Source organism: Mesobacillus persicus (assembly GCF_900109925.1).
Classification (GTDB): domain Bacteria; phylum Bacillota; class Bacilli; order Bacillales; family Cytobacillaceae; genus Mesobacillus_B; species Mesobacillus_B persicus.
Map to the genome: position 1 here is coordinate 19,724 of NZ_FOBW01000006.1, position 24,038 is coordinate 43,761.

Annotated in this window: 27 protein-coding genes; 4 read left to right on the top strand and 23 right to left on the bottom strand. The window is 39.2% G+C overall.

All coding sequences use genetic code 11. The features are described 5' to 3' along the window. Positions 1 to 332: 332 nt before the first annotated feature. Complete coding sequence (locus tag BMX30_RS09655; RefSeq protein WP_090744333.1) at positions 333 to 512, bottom strand: YjcZ family sporulation protein; 180 nt, start codon at positions 510 to 512, stop codon at positions 333 to 335. A gap of 158 nt (positions 513 to 670) precedes the next feature. After that, on the bottom strand, positions 671 to 1,168 hold the full coding sequence (locus tag BMX30_RS09660; protein ID WP_090744335.1) for a PTS sugar transporter subunit IIA: 498 nt from the start codon (positions 1,166 to 1,168) through the stop codon (positions 671 to 673). A 167-nt stretch (positions 1,169 to 1,335) separates the two neighbouring features. On the opposite strand from BMX30_RS09660, the gene BMX30_RS09665 reads away from it, so the two are divergent. Then, positions 1,336 to 2,097 (top strand): DUF4397 domain-containing protein, encoded by a 762-nt coding sequence (locus BMX30_RS09665; RefSeq protein ID WP_090744338.1) that lies wholly within the window; start codon positions 1,336 to 1,338, stop codon positions 2,095 to 2,097. A gap of 81 nt (positions 2,098 to 2,178) precedes the next feature. Here BMX30_RS09665 and BMX30_RS09670 read toward each other — a convergent pair whose 3' ends face one another. The 10 genes from BMX30_RS09670 to BMX30_RS09715 all read right to left on the bottom strand — a co-directional run bounded on the left by BMX30_RS09670 (position 2,179) and on the right by BMX30_RS09715 (position 10,112). Further along, complete coding sequence (locus BMX30_RS09670; RefSeq protein ID WP_090744341.1) at positions 2,179 to 2,763, bottom strand: YpmS family protein; 585 nt, start codon at positions 2,761 to 2,763, stop codon at positions 2,179 to 2,181. Further along, entirely contained in the window at positions 2,753 to 3,598 is an 846-nt protein-coding gene (locus BMX30_RS09675) for an SGNH/GDSL hydrolase family protein (protein ID WP_090744344.1), read from the bottom strand. The genes BMX30_RS09670 and BMX30_RS09675 overlap by 11 nt, the downstream gene beginning before the upstream one ends. 116 nt (positions 3,599 to 3,714) lie before the next feature. Then, positions 3,715 to 4,290: an SCO family protein gene (locus tag BMX30_RS09680; RefSeq protein ID WP_090744347.1), complete on the bottom strand. Its 576-nt coding sequence runs from the start codon at positions 4,288 to 4,290 to the stop codon at positions 3,715 to 3,717. A gap of 232 nt (positions 4,291 to 4,522) precedes the next feature. Continuing rightward, on the bottom strand, positions 4,523 to 5,290 hold the full coding sequence (tatC, locus tag BMX30_RS09685) for a twin-arginine translocase subunit TatC (protein WP_090744349.1): 768 nt from the start codon (positions 5,288 to 5,290) through the stop codon (positions 4,523 to 4,525). A gap of 126 nt (positions 5,291 to 5,416) precedes the next feature. Then, positions 5,417 to 5,620 carry a twin-arginine translocase TatA/TatE family subunit gene (locus BMX30_RS09690; protein ID WP_090744352.1) on the bottom strand — a complete coding sequence of 68 codons (204 nt, stop codon included), beginning with the start codon at positions 5,618 to 5,620 and terminating at the stop codon, positions 5,417 to 5,419. A gap of 160 nt (positions 5,621 to 5,780) precedes the next feature. Then, a complete protein-coding gene (gene ilvA / locus BMX30_RS09695; RefSeq protein ID WP_090744354.1) occupies positions 5,781 to 7,046 on the bottom strand; it encodes a threonine ammonia-lyase IlvA in 1,266 nt (421 codons plus the stop codon). Between the two features lie 138 nt (positions 7,047 to 7,184). Continuing rightward, positions 7,185 to 7,916, bottom strand: coding sequence for a lysophospholipid acyltransferase family protein (locus BMX30_RS09700; protein WP_090744357.1), 732 nt, complete (start codon positions 7,914 to 7,916; stop codon positions 7,185 to 7,187). 113 nt (positions 7,917 to 8,029) lie between these two features. Further along, positions 8,030 to 8,515 (bottom strand): dihydrofolate reductase, encoded by a 486-nt coding sequence (locus BMX30_RS09705; protein ID WP_090744360.1) that lies wholly within the window; start codon positions 8,513 to 8,515, stop codon positions 8,030 to 8,032. After that, on the bottom strand, positions 8,512 to 9,306 hold the full coding sequence (locus tag BMX30_RS09710; RefSeq protein WP_090744362.1) for a thymidylate synthase: 795 nt from the start codon (positions 9,304 to 9,306) through the stop codon (positions 8,512 to 8,514). Before BMX30_RS09710 ends, BMX30_RS09705 begins: the two co-directional genes overlap by 4 nt. Positions 9,307 to 9,410: 104 nt before the next feature. Beyond that, the gene (locus BMX30_RS09715) at positions 9,411 to 10,112 is read right to left on the bottom strand and encodes an anthrax toxin lethal factor-related metalloendopeptidase (protein ID WP_090744365.1); all 702 of its coding nucleotides are present in this window, start codon (positions 10,110 to 10,112) and stop codon (positions 9,411 to 9,413) included. A 175-nt stretch (positions 10,113 to 10,287) separates the two neighbouring features. Between BMX30_RS09715 and BMX30_RS09720 the strand changes: the two genes are divergently transcribed. After that, positions 10,288 to 10,539, top strand: a complete 252-nt coding sequence (locus BMX30_RS09720) for a hypothetical protein (RefSeq protein WP_090744368.1) — start codon at positions 10,288 to 10,290, stop codon at positions 10,537 to 10,539. Between the two features lie 57 nt (positions 10,540 to 10,596). On the opposite strand, the gene BMX30_RS09725 is transcribed toward BMX30_RS09720, so the two are convergent. The 9 genes from BMX30_RS09725 to BMX30_RS09765 all read right to left on the bottom strand — a co-directional run bounded on the left by BMX30_RS09725 (position 10,597) and on the right by BMX30_RS09765 (position 19,697). Continuing rightward, positions 10,597 to 11,175: a YpjP family protein gene (locus tag BMX30_RS09725; protein ID WP_090744370.1), complete on the bottom strand. Its 579-nt coding sequence runs from the start codon at positions 11,173 to 11,175 to the stop codon at positions 10,597 to 10,599. Positions 11,176 to 11,492: 317 nt separating this feature from the next. Continuing rightward, positions 11,493 to 12,269: a class I SAM-dependent methyltransferase gene (locus BMX30_RS09730; RefSeq protein WP_090744373.1), complete on the bottom strand. Its 777-nt coding sequence runs from the start codon at positions 12,267 to 12,269 to the stop codon at positions 11,493 to 11,495. Between the two features lie 168 nt (positions 12,270 to 12,437). Next, on the bottom strand, positions 12,438 to 12,872 hold the full coding sequence (locus tag BMX30_RS09735; RefSeq protein ID WP_090744940.1) for a BrxA/BrxB family bacilliredoxin: 435 nt from the start codon (positions 12,870 to 12,872) through the stop codon (positions 12,438 to 12,440). Positions 12,873 to 12,971: 99 nt separating this feature from the next. Continuing rightward, a complete protein-coding gene (locus BMX30_RS09740; protein ID WP_090744375.1) occupies positions 12,972 to 14,108 on the bottom strand; it encodes a glucose-1-phosphate adenylyltransferase in 1,137 nt (378 codons plus the stop codon). A gap of 315 nt (positions 14,109 to 14,423) precedes the next feature. Next, positions 14,424 to 15,548 carry a conserved virulence factor C family protein gene (locus BMX30_RS09745; RefSeq protein ID WP_090744378.1) on the bottom strand — a complete coding sequence of 375 codons (1,125 nt, stop codon included), beginning with the start codon at positions 15,546 to 15,548 and terminating at the stop codon, positions 14,424 to 14,426. An 83-nt stretch (positions 15,549 to 15,631) separates the two neighbouring features. Continuing rightward, on the bottom strand, positions 15,632 to 17,509 hold the full coding sequence (locus BMX30_RS09750; RefSeq protein WP_090744942.1) for an ABC-F family ATP-binding cassette domain-containing protein: 1,878 nt from the start codon (positions 17,507 to 17,509) through the stop codon (positions 15,632 to 15,634). Next, entirely contained in the window at positions 17,506 to 18,150 is a 645-nt protein-coding gene (locus BMX30_RS09755; protein WP_090744380.1) for an HD domain-containing protein, read from the bottom strand. The genes BMX30_RS09750 and BMX30_RS09755 overlap by 4 nt, the downstream gene beginning before the upstream one ends. A 95-nt stretch (positions 18,151 to 18,245) precedes the next feature. After that, positions 18,246 to 19,094, bottom strand: a complete 849-nt coding sequence (locus tag BMX30_RS09760; protein ID WP_090744383.1) for a DegV family protein — start codon at positions 19,092 to 19,094, stop codon at positions 18,246 to 18,248. A gap of 63 nt (positions 19,095 to 19,157) precedes the next feature. Beyond that, complete coding sequence (locus BMX30_RS09765; RefSeq protein ID WP_090744387.1) at positions 19,158 to 19,697, bottom strand: hypothetical protein; 540 nt, start codon at positions 19,695 to 19,697, stop codon at positions 19,158 to 19,160. Between the two features lie 155 nt (positions 19,698 to 19,852). Between BMX30_RS09765 and metA the strand changes: the two genes are divergently transcribed. Next, positions 19,853 to 20,761, top strand: a complete 909-nt coding sequence (gene metA, locus BMX30_RS09770) for a homoserine O-acetyltransferase MetA (RefSeq protein WP_090744389.1) — start codon at positions 19,853 to 19,855, stop codon at positions 20,759 to 20,761. 159 nt (positions 20,762 to 20,920) lie between these two features. After that, positions 20,921 to 21,136, top strand: a complete 216-nt coding sequence (locus BMX30_RS09775) for a DUF3892 domain-containing protein (protein WP_090744391.1) — start codon at positions 20,921 to 20,923, stop codon at positions 21,134 to 21,136. Between the two features lie 195 nt (positions 21,137 to 21,331). On the opposite strand, the gene mntR is transcribed toward BMX30_RS09775, so the two are convergent. Continuing rightward, on the bottom strand, positions 21,332 to 21,760 hold the full coding sequence (gene mntR, locus BMX30_RS09780; RefSeq protein WP_090744394.1) for a transcriptional regulator MntR: 429 nt from the start codon (positions 21,758 to 21,760) through the stop codon (positions 21,332 to 21,334). A gap of 82 nt (positions 21,761 to 21,842) precedes the next feature. Continuing rightward, positions 21,843 to 24,002, bottom strand: coding sequence for a DNA topoisomerase III (locus BMX30_RS09785; RefSeq protein WP_090744397.1), 2,160 nt, complete (start codon positions 24,000 to 24,002; stop codon positions 21,843 to 21,845). Positions 24,003 to 24,038: the final 36 nt, after the last annotated feature.

Genomic DNA, 24,038 nt, shown 5'->3' on the forward strand with positions numbered 1-24,038 from the left:
TTAAAATATTCCGATTTGTTCGAGTAAAATATAAGTCATCTACTTTGTGATGTCAATCTAATTTTTGGAAATATTAGTTAGAATAAAGCATGAATTTTCTTATCTTATTTAATTGTAACCTTAAGAGATAAATAAAAATAGCCTGTCGCATAATTACGACAAGCGATTTTTCATCTTCATATGAGCTAGTTTTCTCTGTTTGACTGTTGAAAAGATTTTGATAGGATCAATGCTGGACACAGAGAAAGAATATAATGACCCAAACCCTTACACATGTTTATTTTACACAAAAAAATTGCCCGGGAATCGGGCAATTTAAATCAATATCTATTTTACCAAGTTCCACAGCTGCAGCCGATGATGATAAGCAAGATGAAGAGTACTACAACTAATACGAATGTGTTACCTCCAAAGCCGGGACTTGCAACCCCTGCAACTCCAGCATAAGGATATCCACAATAGCCATAATCCGCAACAGGTGAAAGTGGTGCAGGTTGGTTAGCATAATGCATGAAACATCTCTCCTCACGTTTTACTTTATTTCTTACACTCTTACCTTATGCCTTGGGTACTTGACCTGTATGTGCATTAGCCTATTTTTTTTAGGTTTTTGTCTTTGGACAGAAAAAAAGCGTACCAATTAATTGGCACGCACCTTTTACACCCTAGTCTACTTCATCGTTAGTTCAAGGACTTGGCTAGTCCCTCTTTCAACGTGGCCAGTCGCGCTCATTTCAAAAGGCATGGCCTGATCCGTATTGGTGATAATAATTGGGGTTACTGTACTCTTTGCCTTAGTTTTGATAATCTCAAGGTCGAATGATACAAGTTTATCCCCAACCTTTACTTTGTCTCCCTCACTGACAAAAGCCTCAAAGCCTTCACCGTTTAAAGAAACCGTTTCAAGCCCAATATGGATCAAGATTTCAGCACCGTTTTTTGCACGAATGCCAATTGCATGCTTTGTAGGAAACACCTGAATGATTTCACCATCCACTGGTGAAACAGCTATCCCTTCAGATGGTTCAATCGCTAAACCGTCTCCCATCATCTTTTCCGAGAAAACGGGATCGGGTACTTTTTCAAGAGATACTGCATTTCCAGTTAATGGAGAATATAGCTGTATGGTTTTGACTGGTTCTTTTTTTCCAAATAATTTTTTAAGCATTGCATATACATCCTTTCTTATTTCCTTCCTCCTATATTGTACCTAATGTCTCCATAAAAAAACAAAAACAAAGATTTTATGCCCTTCAAGAGATAACGGCACATGTCTGACTTAAATCCATATTATAAAGGGAGTGTCTTTGAGCTCAAGGTAAAGAGGAATAAAATATGGTAAGGGAGTGGGATATGACCGTGATGGGAAATCAGCAAAATTATTTGTACAAAGCGGCCATGTACCAAGAATCAGCCAATTACAATACAAATAGGAATCATCATTCTTTCAATAGCGTGAACCGTTTAAAAGGGACAAACGAGGCCTCACGGAGTGCGATGGTAGCAGATCATCACCCAATTCATTCAGCAACAATGCCATCCAGTCTTAGATTTTTACATTTTGCTAAGAACATGCCAAGTGTAGATGTCTATGTGGATGATGTCCTAATAGCGAATGATTTTTCGTATAGTTACTTTAATCATTATCTTTCTATGCCTTCTGGGAAACATCAGATTGACCTAACCCCAGCGGGAGATTCAACTACAAGCATCCTAAGCAAAAAGATTATCTTACAACCTGGTCGTTGGTATACATTAGCTGCCACAGAGAAATCCGAAAAACAGAAATTACTTGCCTTTGAAGATCAACCTTATGTCCCAGCAGGTGAATCTAAACTTCGGTTTCTTCATCTTTCACCACATTTAGGTGATCTTGATATTGCTGTAAAAAGCCGGGACGTCATCTTTCCCGAACTCAAATTTAAGGGTTCAACCTCCTATCTAGGAATTACGCCAATGAAGCTTGACTTGGAAGGCAGAAGCCCCAAGAATCAACATGTCGTCCTAAGTCCAGACACATTGGTTCTTGAACCTAATATCACCTATACCGCCATCATATCCGATGAAGAGGTCCTTCTGTTACGTGATATCATCTAAACAAGGACCAGCCAAGTTGACGTTGGCTGGTCCTTGTTTTTTTCGAGTTTCAAAAGCGATACTCTATAAGCTACTTATTCTCTAATCAACAGGAACCAAGAGAGTGAAAGAAATATCGTCACGCTTAAGATCAAAGGAGTTAGCACGAATTTTAATATCGCTTTTTAATTCCATTTCTTGAAGGGAGACGTAAATTGTTTTTTCATTGGGTTGGATACTGACCCAATCCGGTAACTTATAATTGCTCTGGATCACTTTCATTACATAAGAGACTGGCAGATTCAGCGTCCCAATTGAAATCGATTCTTGCCTTAACACAAGGTCCCCGTTTTCAAGAGCCTTGGGTTCGAATGTTAACATCATTTCTAAGTTCTGACCAAATACCGGAAAGGTTCCATACAATTCAACCTGGTCCTTAACTAAAACCTCATAGTCAATTGGCCCTGTAAAACCCTCGGTAACCAAGTAGTGATGAATAATTTTATTTAAATCCGCTTTGTTCGTGCTCACATCAAATGATACATGTTTCTCGCCACTTCCACTGGAGCTGTCAAAGCCCTTCTGTGGTTGATCTGATGGGGCACTTACCATAATAAATATCGTAATCAAAAGTAGCGTAACAATACCTAGCAGGAAAAAAAATGCAAGACGCCATCTATTCTTCATCTATCTGAGTGCTCTCCTCTTTAAGGACTGTGTAAGATCTTTTACTTAACTCTTTTAGTGCGTCGTCTTCAAGTTCTTCAAAGACCCTTTGTGCAATTAATTCATATCCTCGGTCATTTGGATGAAAATGATCATCAAATAAGAGGTTTTCTTTATTATTAAGGAAAATGTCATCAATTTCAACAAAGAGAGTGTTTGGGTGTTGTTCTATTAGACGCTGAGTCGCCTCATTCCACTCATCAACCACTTTGTTCATTTCTTCTATTTCTGAGAACCAATAATAAAATGGATTATAAACTCCGATGAGAACTATTGCCGCATCCCGGTTATCCTGACGAACGGCTTGGATAATCTGCTCTAGACGGGAAACATAGTCTTCTTTTTCCTGTTGAAAAACTTCTAGTTCCAAGCGGAAAATATTATCTTTAACAATGCTCATTATATCATTTCCACCAATTGTAATTGCAACCATATCGGCATTTTGAATGGCGGACGATATCTCAGGACTGTTCAATCTGTTACCCAACTGCTCCGTCCTATTTCCTTTTTTCCCAAAGTTGGTTATTTCAATCTCCCTTATACCCTTATCTCCTTCTAGCATACTGGCAAGATATGGTAGGTATCCACCTTGTTTTGTACTGTCCCCTATCCCCTCTGTAAGTGAATCACCTACAGCAACAAGATGAAGTGGACGCGGAATAAAATCAATAGGAATTGATTTCTTAAGGTTAACGGATGTTGCTTTAACCGGTGTGAACACTGTATCTTTATCTAGTAAACTACAAGATGCTAAAAGTACTGTGCATAGAAAAAGTAAAGTGGTTTGCTTCCACATTTTATTCACCTGCCTTTACCATTTCTTCCGTATATTATAGCACGCATACATGCTCATTGACACAGATAGAGGATACCCAATCTCCTATATAGCCGCAAAAAAAGGCCTCTAGGGGCCTATTGTATTGCTTTCATATCATTGACAATTTCTTCAAACGGAATATCATTGAGGCCAGAATATTGTTTCATAATCTTGCCTTCCTGGTCCACAAGATAGAAGTATGTTTGGTGAATCACTTGATCCCCTTCTTCCGGCTTGGCAACAATGGTTTTAAAGTTATCCATAGCAAAGGATTCTATCTTATCTTGAGGATACCCCGTAAGGAAGTTCCAATTCTCAGTATCAACATAAAACCGTTCACCATATTCAGTAAGCACTTCAGGAGTATCAACCGTTGGGTCAACGGTAAAGGATACAAACTCAACGTTTTCTATATTTTCCTCTTTGACCATTTCCTGCAGTTTCTTCATATTAGCGGTCATCGGTGGGCAAACATCTGCACAATTCGTGAAAATGAAATCTGCCATCCAGACCTTTCCTTTTAAATCATCAAGAGACACTTGCTCTCCTGCCTGATTAATAAAATTAAAATCTTCAATTGGCCAGTTTAAAGCTCCCTCAATTCCTTTCTGACCACATGCAGCCAGTATCAATACTGAGGTGATGATAACCACCATTAACTGTTTCTTCATTCCCGTTCCCCCACTATCTGTATATTATAACAACCTCATTCTAGCAGAGCTCTCCGAATTAAGAAAGCGAATCCCTCATATAACCATAATTATTATGATTCCAGTATTCTTGAATAAGATGACACATAAAATAAATAAGGTGCCTTAACAGGCACCAATAGGGTTCAACACTTCATTTTTCATTTTATATCCACACTAGCTTTATTTACTAAGCCAATAGTATCCGGGTTTCTTAATCCTTTTCACTAACATTTTCATCGTCATATCCCATTTCAGCTTCCCATTCCTTTTCCTTTTTCAACTTTCTTTTATAAACGACTTTTGATAGGTTAATACTGATTTCATATAGGAACAACAAAGGAATCGTCACAAGGAAATCTGACATAATATCTGGTGGTGAAATGACAACCGCAACGACAATCAAAACGAAATAGGCATACTTACGGATTCTCGCAAGTACATAAGGATTAATAATACCTAAAGAAGTTAAAAACATTACCACGACAGGCATTAAGAATAGGATTCCAAAAGGAATCGTCATATTTAGGATAAAGCGAAAATATTTATCTGCTGTAAAGTTTGTCACAACCATTTCGCCACTTAACTCGATAAGGAAATTAAGGACAATCGGAAAAATAACCAAATAACCAAACAAAAGACCCACGATAAATAAAATAAATAAAGCAGGAATGTAGGATAGTGTCATTTTACGTTCAATTGGTTTTAAAGCTGGTTTAACAAATAACCAAATCTGTGTCGCCAGGACTGGTATCGTTCCGGCAACTGCAATCACCGTAGCAATCATAAAGTAAATCCATACGATATCACTCGGTCCAAGAACCACTAATTTAACATCTAAATCCTGTACAAAAAAATTATATATTTCCTCTACAAATAAAAAACCAACGATAAAAAACACTAAAAAGGCAAAAACGGTAACAATCAGCCTTTTTCTTAGCTCATCTAGATGGTCTACTACATTTAGTTCTTTATCTTCCATATATCTCCCCTGCCAAACGTCATTCGTATTTAGAAAAGCTACAGCACTTTAGCAGGCGCTGTAGCTTTTTATTTCCCCATTTTCAGAAAAAGAAGGTGCAAGACCTATAATCTTTAATCTTCCACCTTATTTTAAAGCTTTTTGCACTTCTTTCTTTTCTTCTTCGAAATCTTCCATTACATCGCTAGTCAACTCGCGTGTAGACTTTTTAAATTCACGAAGAGTTTGACCGAATGCTCGCCCAATCTCAGGAAGCTTCTTAGGACCAAAAATGATAAGTGCCAATACAAGGATTAGGATTAACCCCGGAACACCGATGTTTGATAACATTGATCCGCATCTCCTTTCATTTGTAAATCTACTGTAATTATAGTGTATTTGTTACACATTGAGTGGATTTACCTTAAAAGTTCATAAGACTTTCACAATAGCTAAAAAATTTTTGAATAACTATTGAAATCCAACTGCCATTTTATCTTTATTATGGTTTTTATACAAGTAAATTAAACAATTGATTATCCTTGTTCAGTTCAATGAAGGAAAAACCCTTACGCTGAAGGCTTTCCTTTAGCCTCGAATACTCATTCTTATCTTTTAACTCAATCCCTACCAAGGCGGGGCCGCTTTCTTTATTATGCTTTTTAGTATATTCAAATCTTGTAATATCATCCTGGGGTGCCAGAACATCATCAAGGAATTCCCTTAGAGCACCCGCCCTCTGTGGAAAGTCAACAATAAAATAATGTAGTAACCCTTCAAATAATAGGGAGCGTTCCTTAATTTCTTGCATCCGGCTTATGTCATTATTTCCGCCACTGATGACACAAACAACCGTTTTCCCTTTGATTTCATCTTTTACATAATCAAGTGCAGCTATTGGCATTGCACCAGCTGGTTCGGCTACAATCGCATGCTCATTGTAAAGTTGTAATATCGAGGTACACACCTTACCTTCTGGAACAACGACAATATCATCTAACAGTTCTTTACAAATTTCGTAAGTTTTAGAACCAACGCACTTAACGGCTGCTCCGTCTATGAACGTGTCGATTTTTTCTAAAGGCAATACACCATCATTTTCTAGCGAAGCCTTCATAGATGCTGCCCCAGCCGGCTCTACACCAATTACCCTTGTTGCTGGTGAGACACTTTTTATGTAGGTGCCCAATCCTGACATTAAACCGCCGCCACCAATACTTCCTAAAATAAAATCAACCGGCTCTTCGCAATCATTCATGATTTCAACAGCAACCGTTCCCTGTCCTGCTATCACCTTTTCGTCATCAAACGGGTGAATAAAAGTACGACCTTCTTTATCAGCACAACCTACTGCTTTGCTATAGGCATCATCAAAAGAATCCCCCGCTAGGATAATTTCAACATATTCACGACCAAACATTTCAATTTGTTTAACTTTTTGCCCTGGAGTTGTTGCCGGCACAAATATTTTCCCATGAACTCCAAGCTGCCTACAGGCAAAGGCTACTCCTTGCGCATGATTCCCGGCGCTTGCACAAACTACTCCATTCTCAAGGTTTTCGCCAAGAAGTTTCATTGAGTAATAGGCCCCTCTTAATTTAAACGATCGGACATGCTGCAGGTCTTCCCTTTTAAGATATACATTTGCTCCATATTTCTCAGAAAGCGGTTCATTTTTCTGTAGTGGTGTATGGGCAACAATTTCCTTGAGATGCCTGTAGGCAATCAATATATCCTCAACTTGCACCAATTTTTTCGCTACTGTTTTTTGTTCCATACAGCACCCTCGCTTTTTATAAAATAATTAATTTGTACATTATAACATGAAAATACGTTAATTAATTAAAGTTTTTTAATATTTTCACATTTTACACACCCTAAAAAAAACCTGCACATAAAACTGTGCAGGGATCATTTATGAGGCAAGTTTATCCTCTCTTCTACTCGAAATGATGATTTCTCTTACTTCATTTGCGACAACCTTAAGGTCTTTATCTTTATACTCCTCAAATCGAATTGCCTTACAGATGGTCAATTTAATGCTCGCTGGTTTTATCATTCTTCCATTTTTCTCAAACACATCCGCTGTTCCCTCAATTGAAATTGGGATGATTGGTACTCCTGCATCCTTCGCCAATCTTAAACTACCTGACTTAAACTCTTGAATCGGTCCCCCCTTACTTCGTGTTCCTTCAGGAAAAACGAGGATTGTATGTCCCTGCTTTAGAAGCTCCACTCCTTCTTTAATAGAGCGAACGGCTTGGCGGCGATCCTTACGATCCATGAACACACAATTCATTACTTCCATCCATTTAGATAAAATAGGAATCTTTTTCACCTCAATTTTCGAGATAAATCCAAAGGGTTTGTTTACATGTCCAAGCAATAACGGGATATCAAAGTCTCCTTCATGATTACTAACCAATAACACAGGCCCTTCAGGGAGATGCTGTTTTCCCTGGACCTCAATCTTGGAACCTGTCATTTTCATAATCGTTTGCGACCACTGCTGTGGTGTTTCATGAATAAGTGAGTCCCGTTTCGCTACAGACAGATCTTCTGTGAGCCCCTGCACTCTTTTTAACTTCGGCAAGCTATATACTAAATAACCACTCATATATAAAAATATCAACGCCAATCTGAACATTGCCTTCCTCCTTACAATTTTGTAGCCAAATTTATTATAACTGATTGATAAGCTGTTAGACTGTAGAGATGGATATTTTTTTCAAAATTAAAAAGCAGCTCACGGGCTGCTTTTTACTTTCGTTTATAGATTAAAAATTCATACTCATAAGGGTTTTTCTCGTTTTTTTCACCCATTTCTCGTGACTCTAACTCCCATTCATCAATATGGAAGGATGGAAAGAAGGTATCCCCCTCGAACTGGTGATGAATCATCGTAAGGTAGAGGCGGTCTGCATGTGGGATAATTTCCTTGAAAATTTCAGCTCCACCAATCACAAATACCTCTTCGTCTGTTTTCGAGGCAAAGTCTAATAATTCATCAATCGTGTGAAGAACGGTACATCCTTCACTTCTATATTGCCGATCCCGAGTGATAATAACATTTTCGCGTCCAGGGAGAGGTTTACCAATTGATTCATGGGTTTTCCGTCCCATCACAATCGGATGTCCCATTGTGACTCTTTTGAAAAACTTTAAATCCTCTGGTAAATGCCATGGAAGTTTATTATAACTGCCAATAACCCGGTTTTCATCCATTGCCCAAATTAGTGATATCATACGCTCACGACTCCTTTAATATGTGGATGCGGGTCATAACCTTCCAGGGTAAAGTCCTCATAACGGAAACCGAAAATATCTTTCACCTCTGGATTGATTCTCATTTGCGGTAACGGATGTGGATCCCTTGTTAATTGTAGTTTCACTTGATCAATATGGTTCGTGTAAATATGGGTATCGCCCATCGTATGGATGAACTCGCCCGGCTCAAGGTCACATACCTGGGCAATCATCATCGTCAGCAATGCGTAAGAGGCGATGTTAAAGGGAATACCCAAGAATACGTCCGCCGATCTTTGATAGAGCTGACATGATAGTTTTCCATCTGCAACATAAAATTGAAATAGGCAATGACATGGAGGCAATGCCATATTATCCACATCTGCCACATTCCACGCACTTACAATCAACCTTCTTGAATCAGGATTATTTTTAATTTGGTTAATTAAATTGGAGATTTGATCAATACTTCCTCCATCAGGAGTCGGCCATGACCTCCATTGATGTCCATAAACTGGTCCAAGCTCACCATTTTCATCTGCCCACTCATTCCAAATTCGCACACCATTTTCCTGTAGGTACTTTACGTTTGTATCTCCACTTAAAAACCAAAGCAATTCATGAATGATACTTTTAAGATGTAACTTTTTTGTAGTAACTAACGGAAAACCATCCTTTAAATCAAATCTCATTTGATAACCAAAGGTGCTGATTGTACCTGTTCCGGTCCGATCTTCTTTGTTTGTTCCGTTTTCTAGTACATGTTTACACAAGTCTAAATATTGCTTCATAGAAAATCCCACCCTTAATTAAAACAGTCTACCTTATTTTAGATTACTGGCTTAAAGAAATCTACACCAAAAGACGACAAACTTTCGTTTGCCGGTACCATCAATTATTCAAGCCCATCAATAAACCAATACGTCTGCGGAGCAACATCCCTTAACAATTGATGATATTCCCCACCGAGGTAATACATTGCGAAGGTCTCAGCAAAATACTCTTCAGGATAGTTTAGAAAATACTCTTTTCCTGGGAAGAGCATCTTGCTCTCCTTTTTCCATATTTCAAGAAACTCTTCGTCATCTCGAATTAATTTATAGACGTGCCGGTCAATGGAGTGCGCTAGTTCATGTAACTCTAGGTTAACCGAACCATGCCCTGACCCTTGAGTACTACTGCCGATTTTAGCCAACACTAGCTTTGACCCACCTACTCCAGGTACTTCATCCCAAGTTTTATCAGAGGTGTACCCCCTCGGTGTAACACCTCTAAGGTCCCTGGCAGAAGGGTTATCCGTTAGTTTCCCGTTAAAAAGAGCTAAATAAATACGTTCCTCCGTAATTTTCCTCAGCATCTTTTCTGGGAGTGCATCGATTCTTGAAACTATATCAGCTACTTCTTCATAATCAAAGGACCCTTCAGGTAATAAAACAATCTCTCCAAGTAAATCCAAGTTTTCTAAATTTAAATTCTCATATAATAAAGAATGTCTAGGGTAATCTTTCAGAGGAATGCCATTCACATTTGCATGTAAACTTCCCGGAAGTAAAAAAGTGAAGACGGCAATGAGGAAGAATTGGGTTAGTCTGCGCATCTCATCGTCTCCCTATCATGAAGTTATGTTATGAACCTATTAAAATTATATCATGTTTATTACAATTCCCGATGAAACTAAATGACTTTACAGAATAAGGAAAACACCTATTCCACGTCACACTTTTCTCAGTTGATGCATATAGTTCAGTACAAAGCTAAGTAGGTGAAACACCATGTTTTTAATCGGACCAAAACGCAAACAATATCAACCTCAAGATTTTGAGGTTTATCAGCAAGCGGTAATATCCGGTAAATTGATTCTATTAGACTTATTTTTCTACACATTGTTCTTTGTATTTATGTTTCTTAGTGTACCAATGCAAATCTACATTTCAACTACAATCGTATTCGCCCTCTATTTAATGACCACTTTGTACCTATACTTTAAAGCAAAGAAAAAGAGAAAGAGAGCAATCAATAATTGATAAGCTCTCTTTCTCTTTCTTTTATATAGTCTTTGTCAAATTACATTAAGCTTTATTTTAACTTTTCCACTTTGGTGGTGTATTTTTATCCCAAAAGATGGTACCTAGCTCATAATGTGTTTGGAATTGATCGTGGTAAGTGTGGTAATGGAAATTAAACCAATATCCTTCTTGAGGAGGGTTATCTCTTCTAACATGGAAACGAATGATATCACTCTTTTGCTCATTCACAATATGAAAAATTTTCTCAGAAAAACCTCCGCCAGGCACTTCAGTTACTTCAAGATTCGCTAAACGTTCTTCAGGAAACTGCACAGCTACAGTTGCAATTGCAACCTCCATATTCGGAAGAATGATTTCACGAAATTCATCTTCTATGACCGGGCCAATCCTACTTCCAAATTTCTCGAAGGATTGTTCTTCTGCCTCCTTCATAATCCTACTAACGAAGCTTCCATAGTCTTCGGAATTCGTTTTTACATCATCGGAATGAATCGATACACTTTCAAATGTATCGGGGCGGTCAGTATCTTTTGGTTCAACCGATAATAGTTCAGATGCTTGTGCTGGCGAAACCAGGCCAAAAGTAATAATGGTTATTAAAACAACGAGTGAATTCCTCAGCCATAACGGCATAATCCATGCCCCCTCATGCAATCTAGTCCATTTATTATTAAGGGTTTCTATTTCTATTAATCTAGTTTTAAAATTAGCTATAAGATTATTATACATTTTTTTTATGAGAGGAAAAGAGTTTACACACTTTTCATATAGGATAAATTTAAAAAGAGGTATAAAGATACACCAAAAGTCCATAATTTTAAGAAGAGGATTAAAAAGGGGGAACTCATATGACATGGGCGGTTGCAATCATCAGCTTAATTATGCTCGGATATTTTGTTTTTTTGTGTGCTACAGATTAATGACGAACGAAAAACCTGGAAGAATTTCTTTCAGGTTTTTTTAATCACTCCAAAATGAAATTTAGCTGTCTTCCTTCGATAAACAGAAAAATGGAATTGATCAAACCGGGTGCTGCGGAAATGATCCTTTAAAACAATGCGCCTTCTGGCAACCCGATAGGCCTCTTTCATGATGTCAACAGAAAGTCCATCCCTCCTTGCAAATTTCGTCAACCCTCTAATTCCATCGGACTCAAGAACCGTCTCCTCAAACATCGGGTCAAAATATATACAATCATAACTGTTGTCTTCTAGCTGCTTCAGTACGGTAAGTGAGTCATTTTGTATGGCTGTAATTCTTCTCATTGCCTCATTCATATCAGCTATTCCGGAATCCCACTGACTCAAACCTTTTCGTACAATATAAGCGAGGTAAGGATTCGCCTCAATGCCGGCCACTCTCCCGGACTCTCCAACCGCAAAACTAGCAACAATGCTATCGGAGGCTAGTCCTAACGTACAATCCAATATACTCATTCCAGCCTTGAGCTGAGTTGCTTCTATAAAAGGATCACTTTCCCCTTTCAAAATCCGTTTAATCCGAAACATCGATGAGTTGGGATGAAAGAAAAAAGGGTCCTCCTCGCCGAACGGATAAAGCTCCAACCGATTTTTGCCAACAACGAGACAATCGTCCTGTTCTATTTCCATAATGGACAAGACAGAACGTTTTTTCCTAGTAACATACTTAGACTCTAAATCTAGGGCAGTTTTCTGGGCCTGGGCAACCATTTCTTCATTTGTACGCCCGGCAGTTGTAATTATCACCTTTATACCACCTGCATCCATTGATAGTTTTTATGTATTCTTAAAAGATGGATGTGTTAAACGTGGACGTTGATTTCCGCTCCATTCATTATTTAAAATCAACAATTGAATGAACACAGGCTAAAAGAAAAAAGGACGTCAACGACATCCTTTCTCCTTCGAACGCATTTAACAATTAGCTTCAAAAGCATTCTCAAGGTTTTCCATTACTTCTTCCATGGATTTCCCTTCAATTTCATGACGTGGAATAAAGTGGACAACTTCTTTTCCTTTTAATAACGCCATAGATGGAGAAGATGGCTCGATTCCTGTGAAATATTCACGCATTTTGGCTGTTGCTTCTTTTTCCTGGCCAGCAAAAACAGTAACAAGGTGGTCAGGCTTTTTCTCTGTTCGAATCAAAGCCTGATTAACGGCTGGGCGAGCTAAACCTGCTGCACAACCACAAACAGAATTAACAACAACAAGCGTTGTGCCTGACGCATTTTCAACATACTCTTCAACCTCTTCAGGTGTTATCAATTCTTTAAAGCCCGCTTGGACAAGTTCCTCACGCATTGGCTTTACAATTTGTTTCATATATTCCTCATAAGCCATTGACATCTGAATCACTCCCATCATTAGTTGCAGTGTTAGCATACTATCTTTTCTCTTTCAATGCAATCTAGACCGCCTCTAAGTGACACTGGCCTCCATCCTATATCACCATCGACTTAAAATTTTCTTCTTATCAATATGGAGAATATTGCTGAAGGATGTATTTATTTTCAGATTGCTATCAATTACGGTATTCCCACTAATTACAACGTTCTCAATTTCTACATTTTCTCTAATAATTGTGTTCGGCAGAATCACAGAGTTTTTTATCCTAGAACCCTTTCCGACTGTAACACCACAAGAAATGACAGACCGTTGAATCTCTCCATAAATTTCACAGCCCTCTCCAATCAACGATTGATTAATTGATGATTTTTCATCAAAATATGTCGGTGGCAGTGAATAATCAGTTGTAAATATTGGCCAATCTTTTTGGTGAAGAATCAAGCTACTTTTAGCCGATAGCAAATCCATATTTGCTTCCCAATAGCTTTCAACCGTTCCAACATCCTTCCAATAACCGTTGAATTCATACGCAAATAGACGGTAATTTGAAGCTAACATGAATGGAATGATATCTTTACCAAAATCATTAAATTCTCTTTCATTCTGAAATTGTTCAAAGATACTTTTTAACGTCTTCCAATTAAATATATAGATGCCCATTGATGCAAGATTTGATTGAGGAGTGGGAGGTTTTTCTTCAAACCCGAGGATTCGTTTTGTACCTGGGTGTACATCCATAATTCCAAAGCGAGATGCTTCGCTCCAGGGAACGTGGGTAACTGCAATGGTTACGTCAGCGGTATTTTTTTTATGTTCCTCGAGCAATTTATTATAATCCATTTTATAAATATGGTCTCCCGAGATGACTAAGACGTATTCGGGGTCATGATACTGAATGTATTGCCGATTTTGGGCGATTGCATGTGCGGTCCCTTCATACCAGCGATCCATATCATCACATTGAAAAGGTGGCAGAAAGGTGATACCTGCATTCCTTCGATTCAACTCCCAATTCTCCCCATTACTAATGTAGTTCTGCAGTGTATGTGGCTGATATTGAGTAAGAATCCCTACCGTATCCATTCCTGAATTACGACAATTGCTTAGTGCAAAATCAATGATTCTATATTTCCCTCCGAAAGGAACGGCTGGTTTAGCCATTTTTTCCGTCAGCTTCTTAAGTCTTGTGCCTCTTCCACCAGCTAATAATAAAGTAAGGATTTCTTTTTTGGCCATAAAGTTCTCCTTAGGGACTGTTTTAGGTAAATTCAGCATTCCTTAAACCAGGGTGTTCGAATACTTCAGAAACCTACTATTCTTTTCAATGTAACAAACCGCTTTTGAAATTTAAACCACATTCCATTGACCTATTTCTCTTAAATTTGACAGATTAGTTGACCCTCGACCCTATAACCATAAAGTTATCAGGGCTTTTTTCACTTTATTCGTTCTTTTTGTCAGATATTCTCTAAAAAACAGTCCAAAAGTCCCGCAAGCCCATCGTACTTAAAAACATAAAAGCCTGCCCCGAATTTAGGACAGGCTTTTAACTTATTGATTTTTTCTTGCCTCGGTCATTTGTTTCCAAACTGACCCCTTTGCTTCTTCCCCGTGTTCAATCCGAGCAATGGCTAGTTTCACTTGAAGGCTGACTTCAAATTCAGGATCTTGCTCCGCATTTTTTAATGCTGGGAGAGCTCGTTCGTCACCAACCTCATAAAGAAACATTGCTGCACGCCAACGGACAAGCTTGCTGTCATCCTGTAATGCTTCCATCATTGCTTCCATCGCTTCTGGATGCCCAAGGTCTGATAGACAGTCACCTGCTGTCCTTCTAACCGTTACACTTTTATCCTTCAAGGCTTGATATAAGTAAGGCAATGCGTCCTTTTCCTCAATCATCCCCAGGTATACAGTTGCTAATCTTCTGATGGACGCCTTTTCATCTGCTAACGCTTTTTCCAACAATGGTAGATCCTCAACCGTTGGGTCAGGCATTTGCTCTAAAAGCTGGTAGCGAATACGCCAATCTGAATGATTAAAATCATCTAGACTGACCTGTTGTCTCTCTTTCCCAGTCAATTGCGTTTCTGGATTTTTCGCCTGCTGGACTATAGTTTTAAGTCTTTCGGGTGGATAGGCCGCCATTAACTCTTCCTTCATTTCGGAGCCAATTTCTTCCCACTCACCATAACGAACGCCGTACTCTTTCCATCTTCTAACCATCACGAGATTGTCGTCTGGTCCCTGTACTTCCAAGGCAGCATTAGCAAAGATTTCGGGAAGGGCAAAGCGCTTTTCCTCCGTCCCGTCTGTAAGCTTAATCTGGACCGGAACCCCTTTATACATATGAACTTGGACCTTAATTTCACCAAAATGCTCATCGATTTCAGGGCCTTGTTCGCCTTCATCTCCTAGCTCCTGACCAAATGCCTTTCTAACTTCTGGTAAAATTACCTTCCAATCAAACCTGGCATTTCGTTCGACGGCCAGAAAATCAGCGACATGATAGACTCCCTTTACCCCTTCAATCTCGAGAATCCTTTGAACCACCTCGGGTGCCTCATCTTTTGCTTCCTTCTTATAATTATTGCTTTTTCCCATGGGAAGCTCTTCATTAAGATTGATTTTCATTGTGTTCGGGCTTGGAGTTGGCTCGATCGATGTTATTTTCATAATCCCACCCCTAATCTATTAGATAAAAACTATTTTAACATATGCAATGTCGATATTCATGGACTCTGCCTTGTCGTCAAACCTTAGTCTACTAGCTCGGACAGATAGCTCCATCTTTCAATTAACTGCTCAAGCTTGTCGTTAAGCTCTGTTTCTTCCTTCATTAGGTTTTGACCCTTCTCAAAGTCGCTGCCAATCCCAACCATTTCTACTTGAATTTCCTCAAGACGTGCTTCCGTTGCTGCAATTTTGTCCTCAATGCCTTCCCATTCTCGCTTTTCCATATAAGACATTTTTTTCTTCTTTGTTTTATCTTCAATTTCGACTTTATCTTTCTTAACTACAGCAACCGGGGCTTCCTTTTGTGTTTGTTTCTCAAGGTAATCTGTATAATTACCATAGAATAAAGAAATCTCCCCTGCTCCTTCTAGGACGAGCAATGTGTCTACCGCCTTGTCAAGGAAGTAACGATCATGGGAAACGGTGATTACCACACCAGGAAAGTCCTCAAGATAATCTTCAAGTACCGTTAAAGTTTGTGTGTCAAGGTCATTTGTTGGCTCATCAAGTAACAGTACATTTGGCTCATCCATCAAAAGTTTTAAAAGATACAAGCGACGCTTTTCCCCGCCGGATAATTTCCGAATGGGTGTCCCATGGGTAAATGGGGGGAATAAAAATCTTTCAAGCATTTGTGCTGCAGAAATCGTTTTGCCATCGGATGTATGAACAATCTCGGCAGTTTCCTTTAAATATTCAATCATTCGTTTATTTTCATCTAAGTCTTCATTTTCCTGGGTATAGTAAGCGATTTTCACAGTCTGGCCTGTTATCAACTCACCAGAGTCAAGCGGAAGTCTACCCGAAAGAATATTGAGCAATGTCGATTTCCCTGTTCCATTTCGACCAATTATTCCTAACCGATCTTTTGGCTTAATTAGAAGATTAAAATCATCTAGAATCACTCTGTCTTCAAAAGATTTGGTCGCTGACTTTAGTTCGAGCACTTGTTTACCTAGACGACTACCACTTAGGGAGATATCAAGTTTCTCATTCATATTACTAGAGGAAACCTGTGTTTCTAACTCTTCGAAACGCTGAATCCGTGCTTTTTGTTTTGTTGACCTTGCCTTAGCTCCCCGGCGAATCCATTCGAGTTCATGGCGAAAAAGATTCTTTTTCTTGTCGAGAGTAGCTGCTTCGTTTTCTTCCCGTACCGCCTTTGCTTCAAGGAAGTCCGCATAATTCCCTTTATAAGTGTAGAGTGAACCAGCATCCAATTCAAAAATTCGATTTGTCACACGGTCAAGAAAATAACGGTCATGCGTTACCAGCAACAAAGACCCACCAGAGCGTCCTAAGTATTCCTCAAGCCATTTTACTGTCTCATAATCAAGATGGTTTGTAGGTTCGTCAAGAATAAGGAGGTCCGGCGCTTCAATTAACACCTGTGCTAGCGCAACCCTTTTCTTCTGGCCCCCAGAAAGCTCGTCTGTTTTTTTACTAAAATCTGTGATTCCCAGCTTCGTCAAAATCGTCTTTGCAGCTGTATTCGCATCCCAAGCGTCAGCACTATCCATCCGGTGTTGGATGTTCATTAGCTCTTCCTGAACAGCCGAATTTTCAGGATCCTTTTCCAACTTTAGCAAGGCTGTTTCATATTCTTTCATTAGCTTCAGAATAGGGGCATCACCGAAAAAGACTTGCTCAAGGACATTTAATTCAGGTTCTAATTCTGGCTGTTGGGATAAATAACTTATTTGGTAATCTTTTGCGCAGACAATGTCCCCGCTATCAGCCTGATCGATTCCGGCTACTATTTTTAATAACGAGGATTTCCCTGTCCCATTGACACCTATTAGGCCGACGCGTTCCCGTTCACCAATCGTGAAATGAATATCATTAAATAACACCTTTTCTCCATAAGACTTCGTAACATTTTCTATCGAAAGCATTTTCAAGCTTGACCATTCCATTCCCTATAAAATTGTTTTAAAAAGTCCTCCATAAACTCATGCCTTTGTTCAGCAAGCTGCCGTGCTGCCGGTGTATTCATTAATTCCTTCAGTTTAAGTAGCTTTTCATAAAAATGGTGCACCGAGGAACTCTTTCCATGTCGATACTCTTCCGTCGTCATCTCCCCACGAACCGCAATCTCAGGGTCATACAGGGGCTGCGCCTTTTTCCCTCCAAATGCAAAGGTTCTGGCAATTCCAATGGCTCCAATCGCGTCTAAACGATCGGCATCCTGGACAATCTTTGCTTCGATTGTCTTTAGGTTTGTAACACGGCCACCCTTATAAGAGACCGATTCAATACATTCTAAAATATGTGTAACCGTCGAATCAGGAAGTCCAAGCGTATTTATGTATCGATTAAGCTTCTTCCACCCCTCTTCTTCAGAAGGATTCAGCTTCCCATCGGGGATGTCATGCAGTAATGCAGCCATTTCAATCACAAAAAGATCGCCCGCTCCTTCTTTTTCATGAATTAAAAGAGCATTTTTCCAGACTCTTTCTATATGATACCAATCATGCCCCGTCGCTTCATCCTGAAGCACAGCACGGACATAATTTTCTGTTTTACTAATTATATCATTCATCTGTACACCTTCTTCCTACCGTCATATTTTAACACGAACAGCAGCTTAAACTATAACTTGAAATTCAATAAAAAAAGGGCCATTTAAAATGGCACCTACATTTCTCGGTTATACCAACTAATTCCAATTGTGTCCTCGCCAGCATGGACACCAATGACAGCACCCAGTGGATAACAACTAAACTGGACATTTTTAAACTCTTCTTCCAATTCCAGTTTCCACTGATTGGCTGTGTCGGGATGGAGGCCGTATAGCAACCATGCTTCACTGAATTTATTCTTCTCGTAAGCACCTCGCATATAGTCGAAAATCTTTTCCTTTGCTTTTTTTTCACTGCGGGCCTTTTCCTTCACTTCAAGCGCTCCATCAACAATGGAAATAATCGGCTTAATATTCAAGACACTGCCAAGAAAAAACTTCGCACTCGACATTCTGCCACTTCGATGAAGCTGCTCTAAGCTCCCGACTAACACATAGGTCTCGTTTTGATTAGCAATCTCTTCAAGCTCCGTCTTTATTTCTTGTACAGAGAGTCCTTCTTCAGCTAGCCTTATCCCACGCTTCATCAGAGCAGTCTGCGGGTAGGTTAAGATTTTAGAATCAATTGTTGTAACCGGAATTTCAACAAGATTAGCTGCTTGTTCACTTGAGTCAACCGTCCCACTGAGCTTCTTTGACAAAAGTACTGCGATAATTTCATCGTATTCCTTTCCCAGTTGATCATATAGCTCCTGAAATGCTCCTACTGCAGGCTGGGATGTCTTTGGAGAGTCTTTCAATGTTTTCAGTTTGGCAAACAGCTCTTCTGCCGTTAAATCCTCTCCATCGGCATAAGCCTCCCCATCTAGAATAACTGATAAAGGAATCAGATAAATATCAGGATGGTTTCTCAATTCCTCATCTAAAACGGATGTACTATCTGTAACCCATGCAATTTTCGTCACGAGTAACTCCCCCTTTTAAACCATATATATTTTTTCAAAAGAAGAATACGACAAAGGAATGCTTCATTTGCTATTAAATATGTATTGCTCGAGTTCTTTTAAAGAGAGGATAAGGTAGTCAATCATTTCTATTAGATCGTCCACTTGCTCCTCTAAGATCAGGCGATTGAATTGAACGGAGACAATATTGACGATTTGTTCTTCCCTTTTAAGCGGATTCAAATGGACCAGTTGCTTTATTTTCCGATCTGTTCCCCAAATACTCTCTAACGCTTCCTGTATTCCAAGGAAAGATTTGTCTTTATAATAATGCTTCAGATGAAACTCGACGGTAACCACACAACCCGTTAGTTTCAAAGCTTCTTCCGTCTTTAAAAGTTCGGCAGCAAGGTTCTGTAGTCCTGCTTCAATCGTCAATTTCGCACAAATCCTTTTGCTGTCCTGGTGCCTTAAAGAAAATGACATATCAAATGTTCTAGAAAGAGTTGCTAAATTCACTACGTCATTTCTTGAAGTAACCAATAGCTCCCCATCAAGATCTCTGTCATAGATGGCTCCCTCGACGACCACCTTCATATTATCAAAAGCAGTTGGATCAAACATTCCACTTCACCTCACAGTACAATTATTTTATCATTTGAATGCCCTCTTCAAATTAAAAAAATCGATTTTTCTAAAAAATTGAGATTCTTAAATTGCTAGAAAGTGTAAGTACGATTATAATTAATCATACGAAATTTGTAAAAGGAGGGGTACGGATGCCAATTACCATTCCAAAGCTTCTTCCAGCACGGGAGATTCTTGAAGAGGAAAATATTTTTATCATGGAAGAAGACCGGGCTAGTCAACAAGATATTAGACCCTTAAATATTTTAATACTTAACTTAATGCCCGAAAAAGAAAAAGCAGAGGCACAGTTCCTGCGTTTATTAGGCAACACACCACTCCAGGTCAATATCACATTTTTAAAAACAGCTACATATGAGTCCAAAAACACAAGCCGATATCACCTGGATCAATTTTATACGACCTTTGATGAAGTCAGAAACAAGAAGTATGATGGCATGATTATTACCGGTGCTCCTGTCGAATTAATTGCATTTAATGAAGTGAGTTATTGGAAAGAGCTCGAGGAAATATTTGATTGGACCAAAACCAATGTCACATCTACTCTGCATATTTGTTGGGGAGCCCAAGCAGCCCTCTACCACCATTATGGCATTGGTAAGAATGAACTCCCTCAAAAGTGTTCAGGAATCTACGCGCATCAAATTTTTGATCGAACAGAAAAAATCCTACGTGGATTTGATGATGTATTTTTCGCTCCACATTCACGACATACAGACACTTCGGTAGCTGAAATTTTAAATTCACCTGATTTGAAATTATTGTCCTCTTCTGAAGAGGCTGGTGCTTTCATCATTCAGTCACTAGATCGAAAACAAATTATGGTGACAGGTCATCTAGAATATGAAACAGAAACTCTAGCCGAAGAATACACACGGGATTTAGAAAGGGGTTTATCCGTACCTGTCCCGGTTCATTATTTCCCGAAGGATAACCCTAACCAAAAGCCAATCAACTGTTGGCGCTCGCATGCCCATTTATTTTTTTCAAATTGGTTGAATTACTATGTTTATCAAGAAACACCTTACGAGTGGAAATGAAAGCACCAAAGGAGCCTTCTTTTATAAGAAGTGCTCCTTTTTTATCCGCTGCGTTAAACGTAGCTGTGGGTTCTCCCTCTAATCAACAATGTAATTGAGCACAATATGGTTTATTTTCCCTTTAAAAGAGAAATACTAAATAAGAAAGGGTGTGAGTAGATGAGCGGAGAACTGCTAACTGGTGTCTACCGGAACCATGCCGGAGAAATTATTTCTTTCCTTACATCTGAGGGAAGGGTAATTTCATACCGTAAAGCTCTCGCAGAAGCGGAGGAAGGTGTAATTACTGGAGCGAATGTACAAGAAACGGCGGACTCTGATAATCCCATGGATTTTGATCTTCCAAATGTAAATGAACTTCCAGAAATCTATTAGGCTCTTTTCTCAAAACTTTGTGCTTTTTAAGCTGAATACTAAGTGTCTGCGCTATCTATATAGTGAAATCTGCCACCATTATGAGAAAAGAGCTTGTAAATTTACTTTTAACGTACAAAAATAGAGCTTTTCGCAAGTTAAATCGGTCCAAGCTTTGAACTAAAAACACCTGACAAGCCATGTCAGGTGTTCCGGTTATTCATCATTGTCTTCATTCTTTTGTTGCACTTCTTTTAAGTCCTCAATACGATTTCTATCTTCCTCAAAATACTGAACTAAATCTCCGATTCGGTCAATTGCATCCCAACTTAGATGATGTTCAATACCTTCGACGTCTTGGTAGATGTTCTCTTCCTTTACACCTATAATTTTCAGTAATTGTTCAAGTAGCTCATGGCGATACACCAATCTTTGTCCTATTTTTTTCCCTTTTGATGTCAGGTCAAGGCCACGGTATTTTTCATACACTAAATATTGGTCCTTATCAAGCTTTTGAACCATTTTTGTTACCGAGGAGGGATGGACGGACAATGCTTCAGCGATATCTGAAACCCTTGCATATCCTTTTTCTTCAATTAAAATATAAATCTGTTCAATGTAGTCTTCCATACTAGGTGTCGGCATCCCTTAACCTCCATTATTCTTCCATAACCAAATAAAATTTTACTATAGATACCTGTGTTAGACAAGGTTAGCCATATCATCATCAGGTATTTGCAAAATCAAATTTTATTTTCGCGTCTTTTTCATCCCAAACTAGCTTGGCATTAAACGGCTTTTCTTTCCCTTTAAACTCTTGAATAATTTCGGTCGTCCCATCCTTTAATAGTTGCTTCACGAGTTTTTGAGTAATGGTCTTTCCTAGTATTTTCTTCGATATACTAAAGTTGCATTTCGTCTTTTGATAGTTTGAACAGCCGAATAGATTGCCCTTATCTACTACATTCCCACCACAAATTTTGCATTTTCCAAGACTTGCACCTTGGACTCGTTTCCCGTTTCTTTTTCCGGGTACGAACGCCTCCTTCATTTCCGTTTCAAAGCTCCAAGTCGTAGCCGCCTCAGAAGTCTGCATAACAAGATGAGCCACCATCTTTTCGGTTTGCTCAATGAATGATTTTGGCGAAGCCTCCCCCTGTCCTATTTCCTTTAAACGCTTTTCCCATTTTGCTGTCATCTCAGGGGATGCTAGGACTTGTCCACCTAGCGCCTGAATAAGAATCTTTGCCTTGGCTGTAGCAAAAACAAGATTTTTACTGATTTGAATATACCCTCTGTCCTTCAGCATCGTGATGATTCCCGCCCGGGTTGCTTCTGTTCCGAGACCTTCTGTTTTCATAAGCACCTTTTCTAGCTCTTTATCTTCAATATGTTTACCAGCTGTTTTCATTAAGGTAATTAATTGCCCTTCTGTGTAACGCTTAGGCGGCTGTGTTTTACTTTCTTTTACCTCTACTTTGGATACTTCCCCCTTTTCTCCTTCAAAAATCTTCGGGAGTTCCGGATCCTTTTCTTTTTCCTTATGGGGGAGGACTCTACGCCAACCTTCCTCTAACTGCACTTTCCCTTTTGAAACGAATACGGCTCGTCCATCAACTAATGACCTGATTGTTGTGTACTCCGCTACTGATGCTGGATAATGGGCGGCAACTAACGTTCTAACAAGCAGATCATACAGCTTCTTCTCATCAGGAGTCAGTCGATTTAAGTCCGGTACCTGTTCGGTTGGGATAATGGCATAGTGATCAGTCACCTTTTTTTCGTTCACATACCTTGAATGATCTTTAATCGATTCAACCGGTAGCGGAAAAAACTCCTTATATTCTTCTTTGGCTTGAATCTTAGCCAAAATCACTGGAAACCCCTCTGCCTCTCCAGGAGTCACATATCTTGAATCTGAGCGGGGGTATGAAACAATTCCACGTTGATAGAGCCCCTGTAAGACATCGAGCGTTTTCTTTGGTGGAAACTTAAACCTTTTGTTGGCATCCGCTTGGATTGCAGATAAATTATAAAAAAGCGGTGGTGAAAATTCTTTTTTCTCCGACTTCACCTCGACTACTTCAGCTGATTTACCTTGGCAAAATCCAGCAATTTTTTCTGCCAACTCTTTCGTTTTAATTCTAGAATCGCCGTCTTTTTCCCATTTTCCGGTGTATTTCTTCCCATTTAAATTAAATTTTGCGATGACCTCCCAAAAAGGTTCAGAAACAAAACCGTCAATTTCCTGTTCACGTTTGACAATGAGTGCAAGCGTTGGCGTTTGAACACGACCAAGCGAAAATACATCAGAAAATCCTTGCTGCTGGAGAAGCAAGGTGTACAGCCTTGAAGCGTTCATCCCGACAACCCAATCGGCACATGACCTAGTATAGGCTTCAAAATATAGATTTTTTGTATCTGCTTCATTCAGGAGCTTTTGAAAACCTTCGCGAATGGCTTTCGGAGTTAGCGAGGAAATCCATAACCGCTTCATAGGCTTTTGGCATCCTGCAAGTCGGAGTATGTTACGGATAATAAGCTCTCCTTCACGCCCGGCATCACCGGCATGAATAATTTCCGTAACTTTTGAATCAGCGGCGAGATTTTTGATGATTGAAAATTGCTTAGCTTTTGATTTAACCACTTCATACTGAAAATGCTCTGGAATAATCGGCAAGGTAGAGAGTGACCATTTTTTCCAAGAGGAATCGTACTTTTCGGGGGCTGCTAATTCCGTTAGATGTCCAATGGCCCATGTAACGTAAGCTCCATTGGGAAAAATCTCATTTGGAAGAATTTCGATGAATCCTTCCCGTTTTTTCATTTTAAAAACGGAGGCAAGCGTCCTGCCCTGGTCAGGCTTTTCCGCAATAATTAATTTCATAGCTCCTCCTAAATACAATTAAAATAAATGACTCAA

Excerpts from the sequence above, each read along its gene's own strand:
- mntR (WP_090744394.1), bottom strand. The coding sequence starts at position 21,760 with ATGCCGACACCTAGTATGGAAGACTACATTGAACAGATTTATATTTTA.
- BMX30_RS09700 (WP_090744357.1), bottom strand. The coding sequence starts at position 7,916 with ATGTTCAGATTGGCGTTGATATTTTTATATATGAGTGGTTATTTAGTA.
- BMX30_RS09720 (WP_090744368.1), top strand. The coding sequence starts at position 10,288 with ATGTTTTTAATCGGACCAAAACGCAAACAATATCAACCTCAAGATTTT.
- metA (WP_090744389.1), top strand. The coding sequence starts at position 19,853 with ATGCCAATTACCATTCCAAAGCTTCTTCCAGCACGGGAGATTCTTGAA.
- BMX30_RS09710 (WP_090744362.1), bottom strand. The coding sequence starts at position 9,306 with ATGAAGCAATATTTAGACTTGTGTAAACATGTACTAGAAAACGGAACA.
- BMX30_RS09715 (WP_090744365.1), bottom strand. The coding sequence starts at position 10,112 with ATGCGCAGACTAACCCAATTCTTCCTCATTGCCGTCTTCACTTTTTTA.
- BMX30_RS09665 (WP_090744338.1), top strand. The coding sequence starts at position 1,336 with ATGGTAAGGGAGTGGGATATGACCGTGATGGGAAATCAGCAAAATTAT.
- BMX30_RS09670 (WP_090744341.1), bottom strand. The coding sequence starts at position 2,763 with ATGAAGAATAGATGGCGTCTTGCATTTTTTTTCCTGCTAGGTATTGTT.
- BMX30_RS09690 (WP_090744352.1), bottom strand. The coding sequence starts at position 5,620 with ATGTTATCAAACATCGGTGTTCCGGGGTTAATCCTAATCCTTGTATTG.
- BMX30_RS09655 (WP_090744333.1), bottom strand. The coding sequence starts at position 512 with ATGCATTATGCTAACCAACCTGCACCACTTTCACCTGTTGCGGATTAT.
- BMX30_RS09675 (WP_090744344.1), bottom strand. The coding sequence starts at position 3,598 with ATGTGGAAGCAAACCACTTTACTTTTTCTATGCACAGTACTTTTAGCA.
- BMX30_RS09740 (WP_090744375.1), bottom strand. The coding sequence starts at position 14,108 with ATGGCCAAAAAAGAAATCCTTACTTTATTATTAGCTGGTGGAAGAGGC.
- BMX30_RS09705 (WP_090744360.1), bottom strand. The coding sequence starts at position 8,515 with ATGATATCACTAATTTGGGCAATGGATGAAAACCGGGTTATTGGCAGT.
- BMX30_RS09755 (WP_090744380.1), bottom strand. The coding sequence starts at position 18,150 with ATGAATGATATAATTAGTAAAACAGAAAATTATGTCCGTGCTGTGCTT.
- ilvA (WP_090744354.1), bottom strand. The coding sequence starts at position 7,046 with ATGGAACAAAAAACAGTAGCGAAAAAATTGGTGCAAGTTGAGGATATA.
- BMX30_RS09735 (WP_090744940.1), bottom strand. The coding sequence starts at position 12,872 with ATGTCAATGGCTTATGAGGAATATATGAAACAAATTGTAAAGCCAATG.
- BMX30_RS09660 (WP_090744335.1), bottom strand. The coding sequence starts at position 1,168 with ATGCTTAAAAAATTATTTGGAAAAAAAGAACCAGTCAAAACCATACAG.
- BMX30_RS09725 (WP_090744370.1), bottom strand. The coding sequence starts at position 11,175 with ATGCCGTTATGGCTGAGGAATTCACTCGTTGTTTTAATAACCATTATT.
- tatC (WP_090744349.1), bottom strand. The coding sequence starts at position 5,290 with ATGGAAGATAAAGAACTAAATGTAGTAGACCATCTAGATGAGCTAAGA.
- BMX30_RS09785 (WP_090744397.1), bottom strand. The coding sequence starts at position 24,002 with ATGAAATTAATTATTGCGGAAAAGCCTGACCAGGGCAGGACGCTTGCC.
- BMX30_RS09680 (WP_090744347.1), bottom strand. The coding sequence starts at position 4,290 with ATGAAGAAACAGTTAATGGTGGTTATCATCACCTCAGTATTGATACTG.
- BMX30_RS09775 (WP_090744391.1), top strand. The coding sequence starts at position 20,921 with ATGAGCGGAGAACTGCTAACTGGTGTCTACCGGAACCATGCCGGAGAA.
- BMX30_RS09745 (WP_090744378.1), bottom strand. The coding sequence starts at position 15,548 with ATGAAAATAACATCGATCGAGCCAACTCCAAGCCCGAACACAATGAAA.
- BMX30_RS09765 (WP_090744387.1), bottom strand. The coding sequence starts at position 19,697 with ATGTTTGATCCAACTGCTTTTGATAATATGAAGGTGGTCGTCGAGGGA.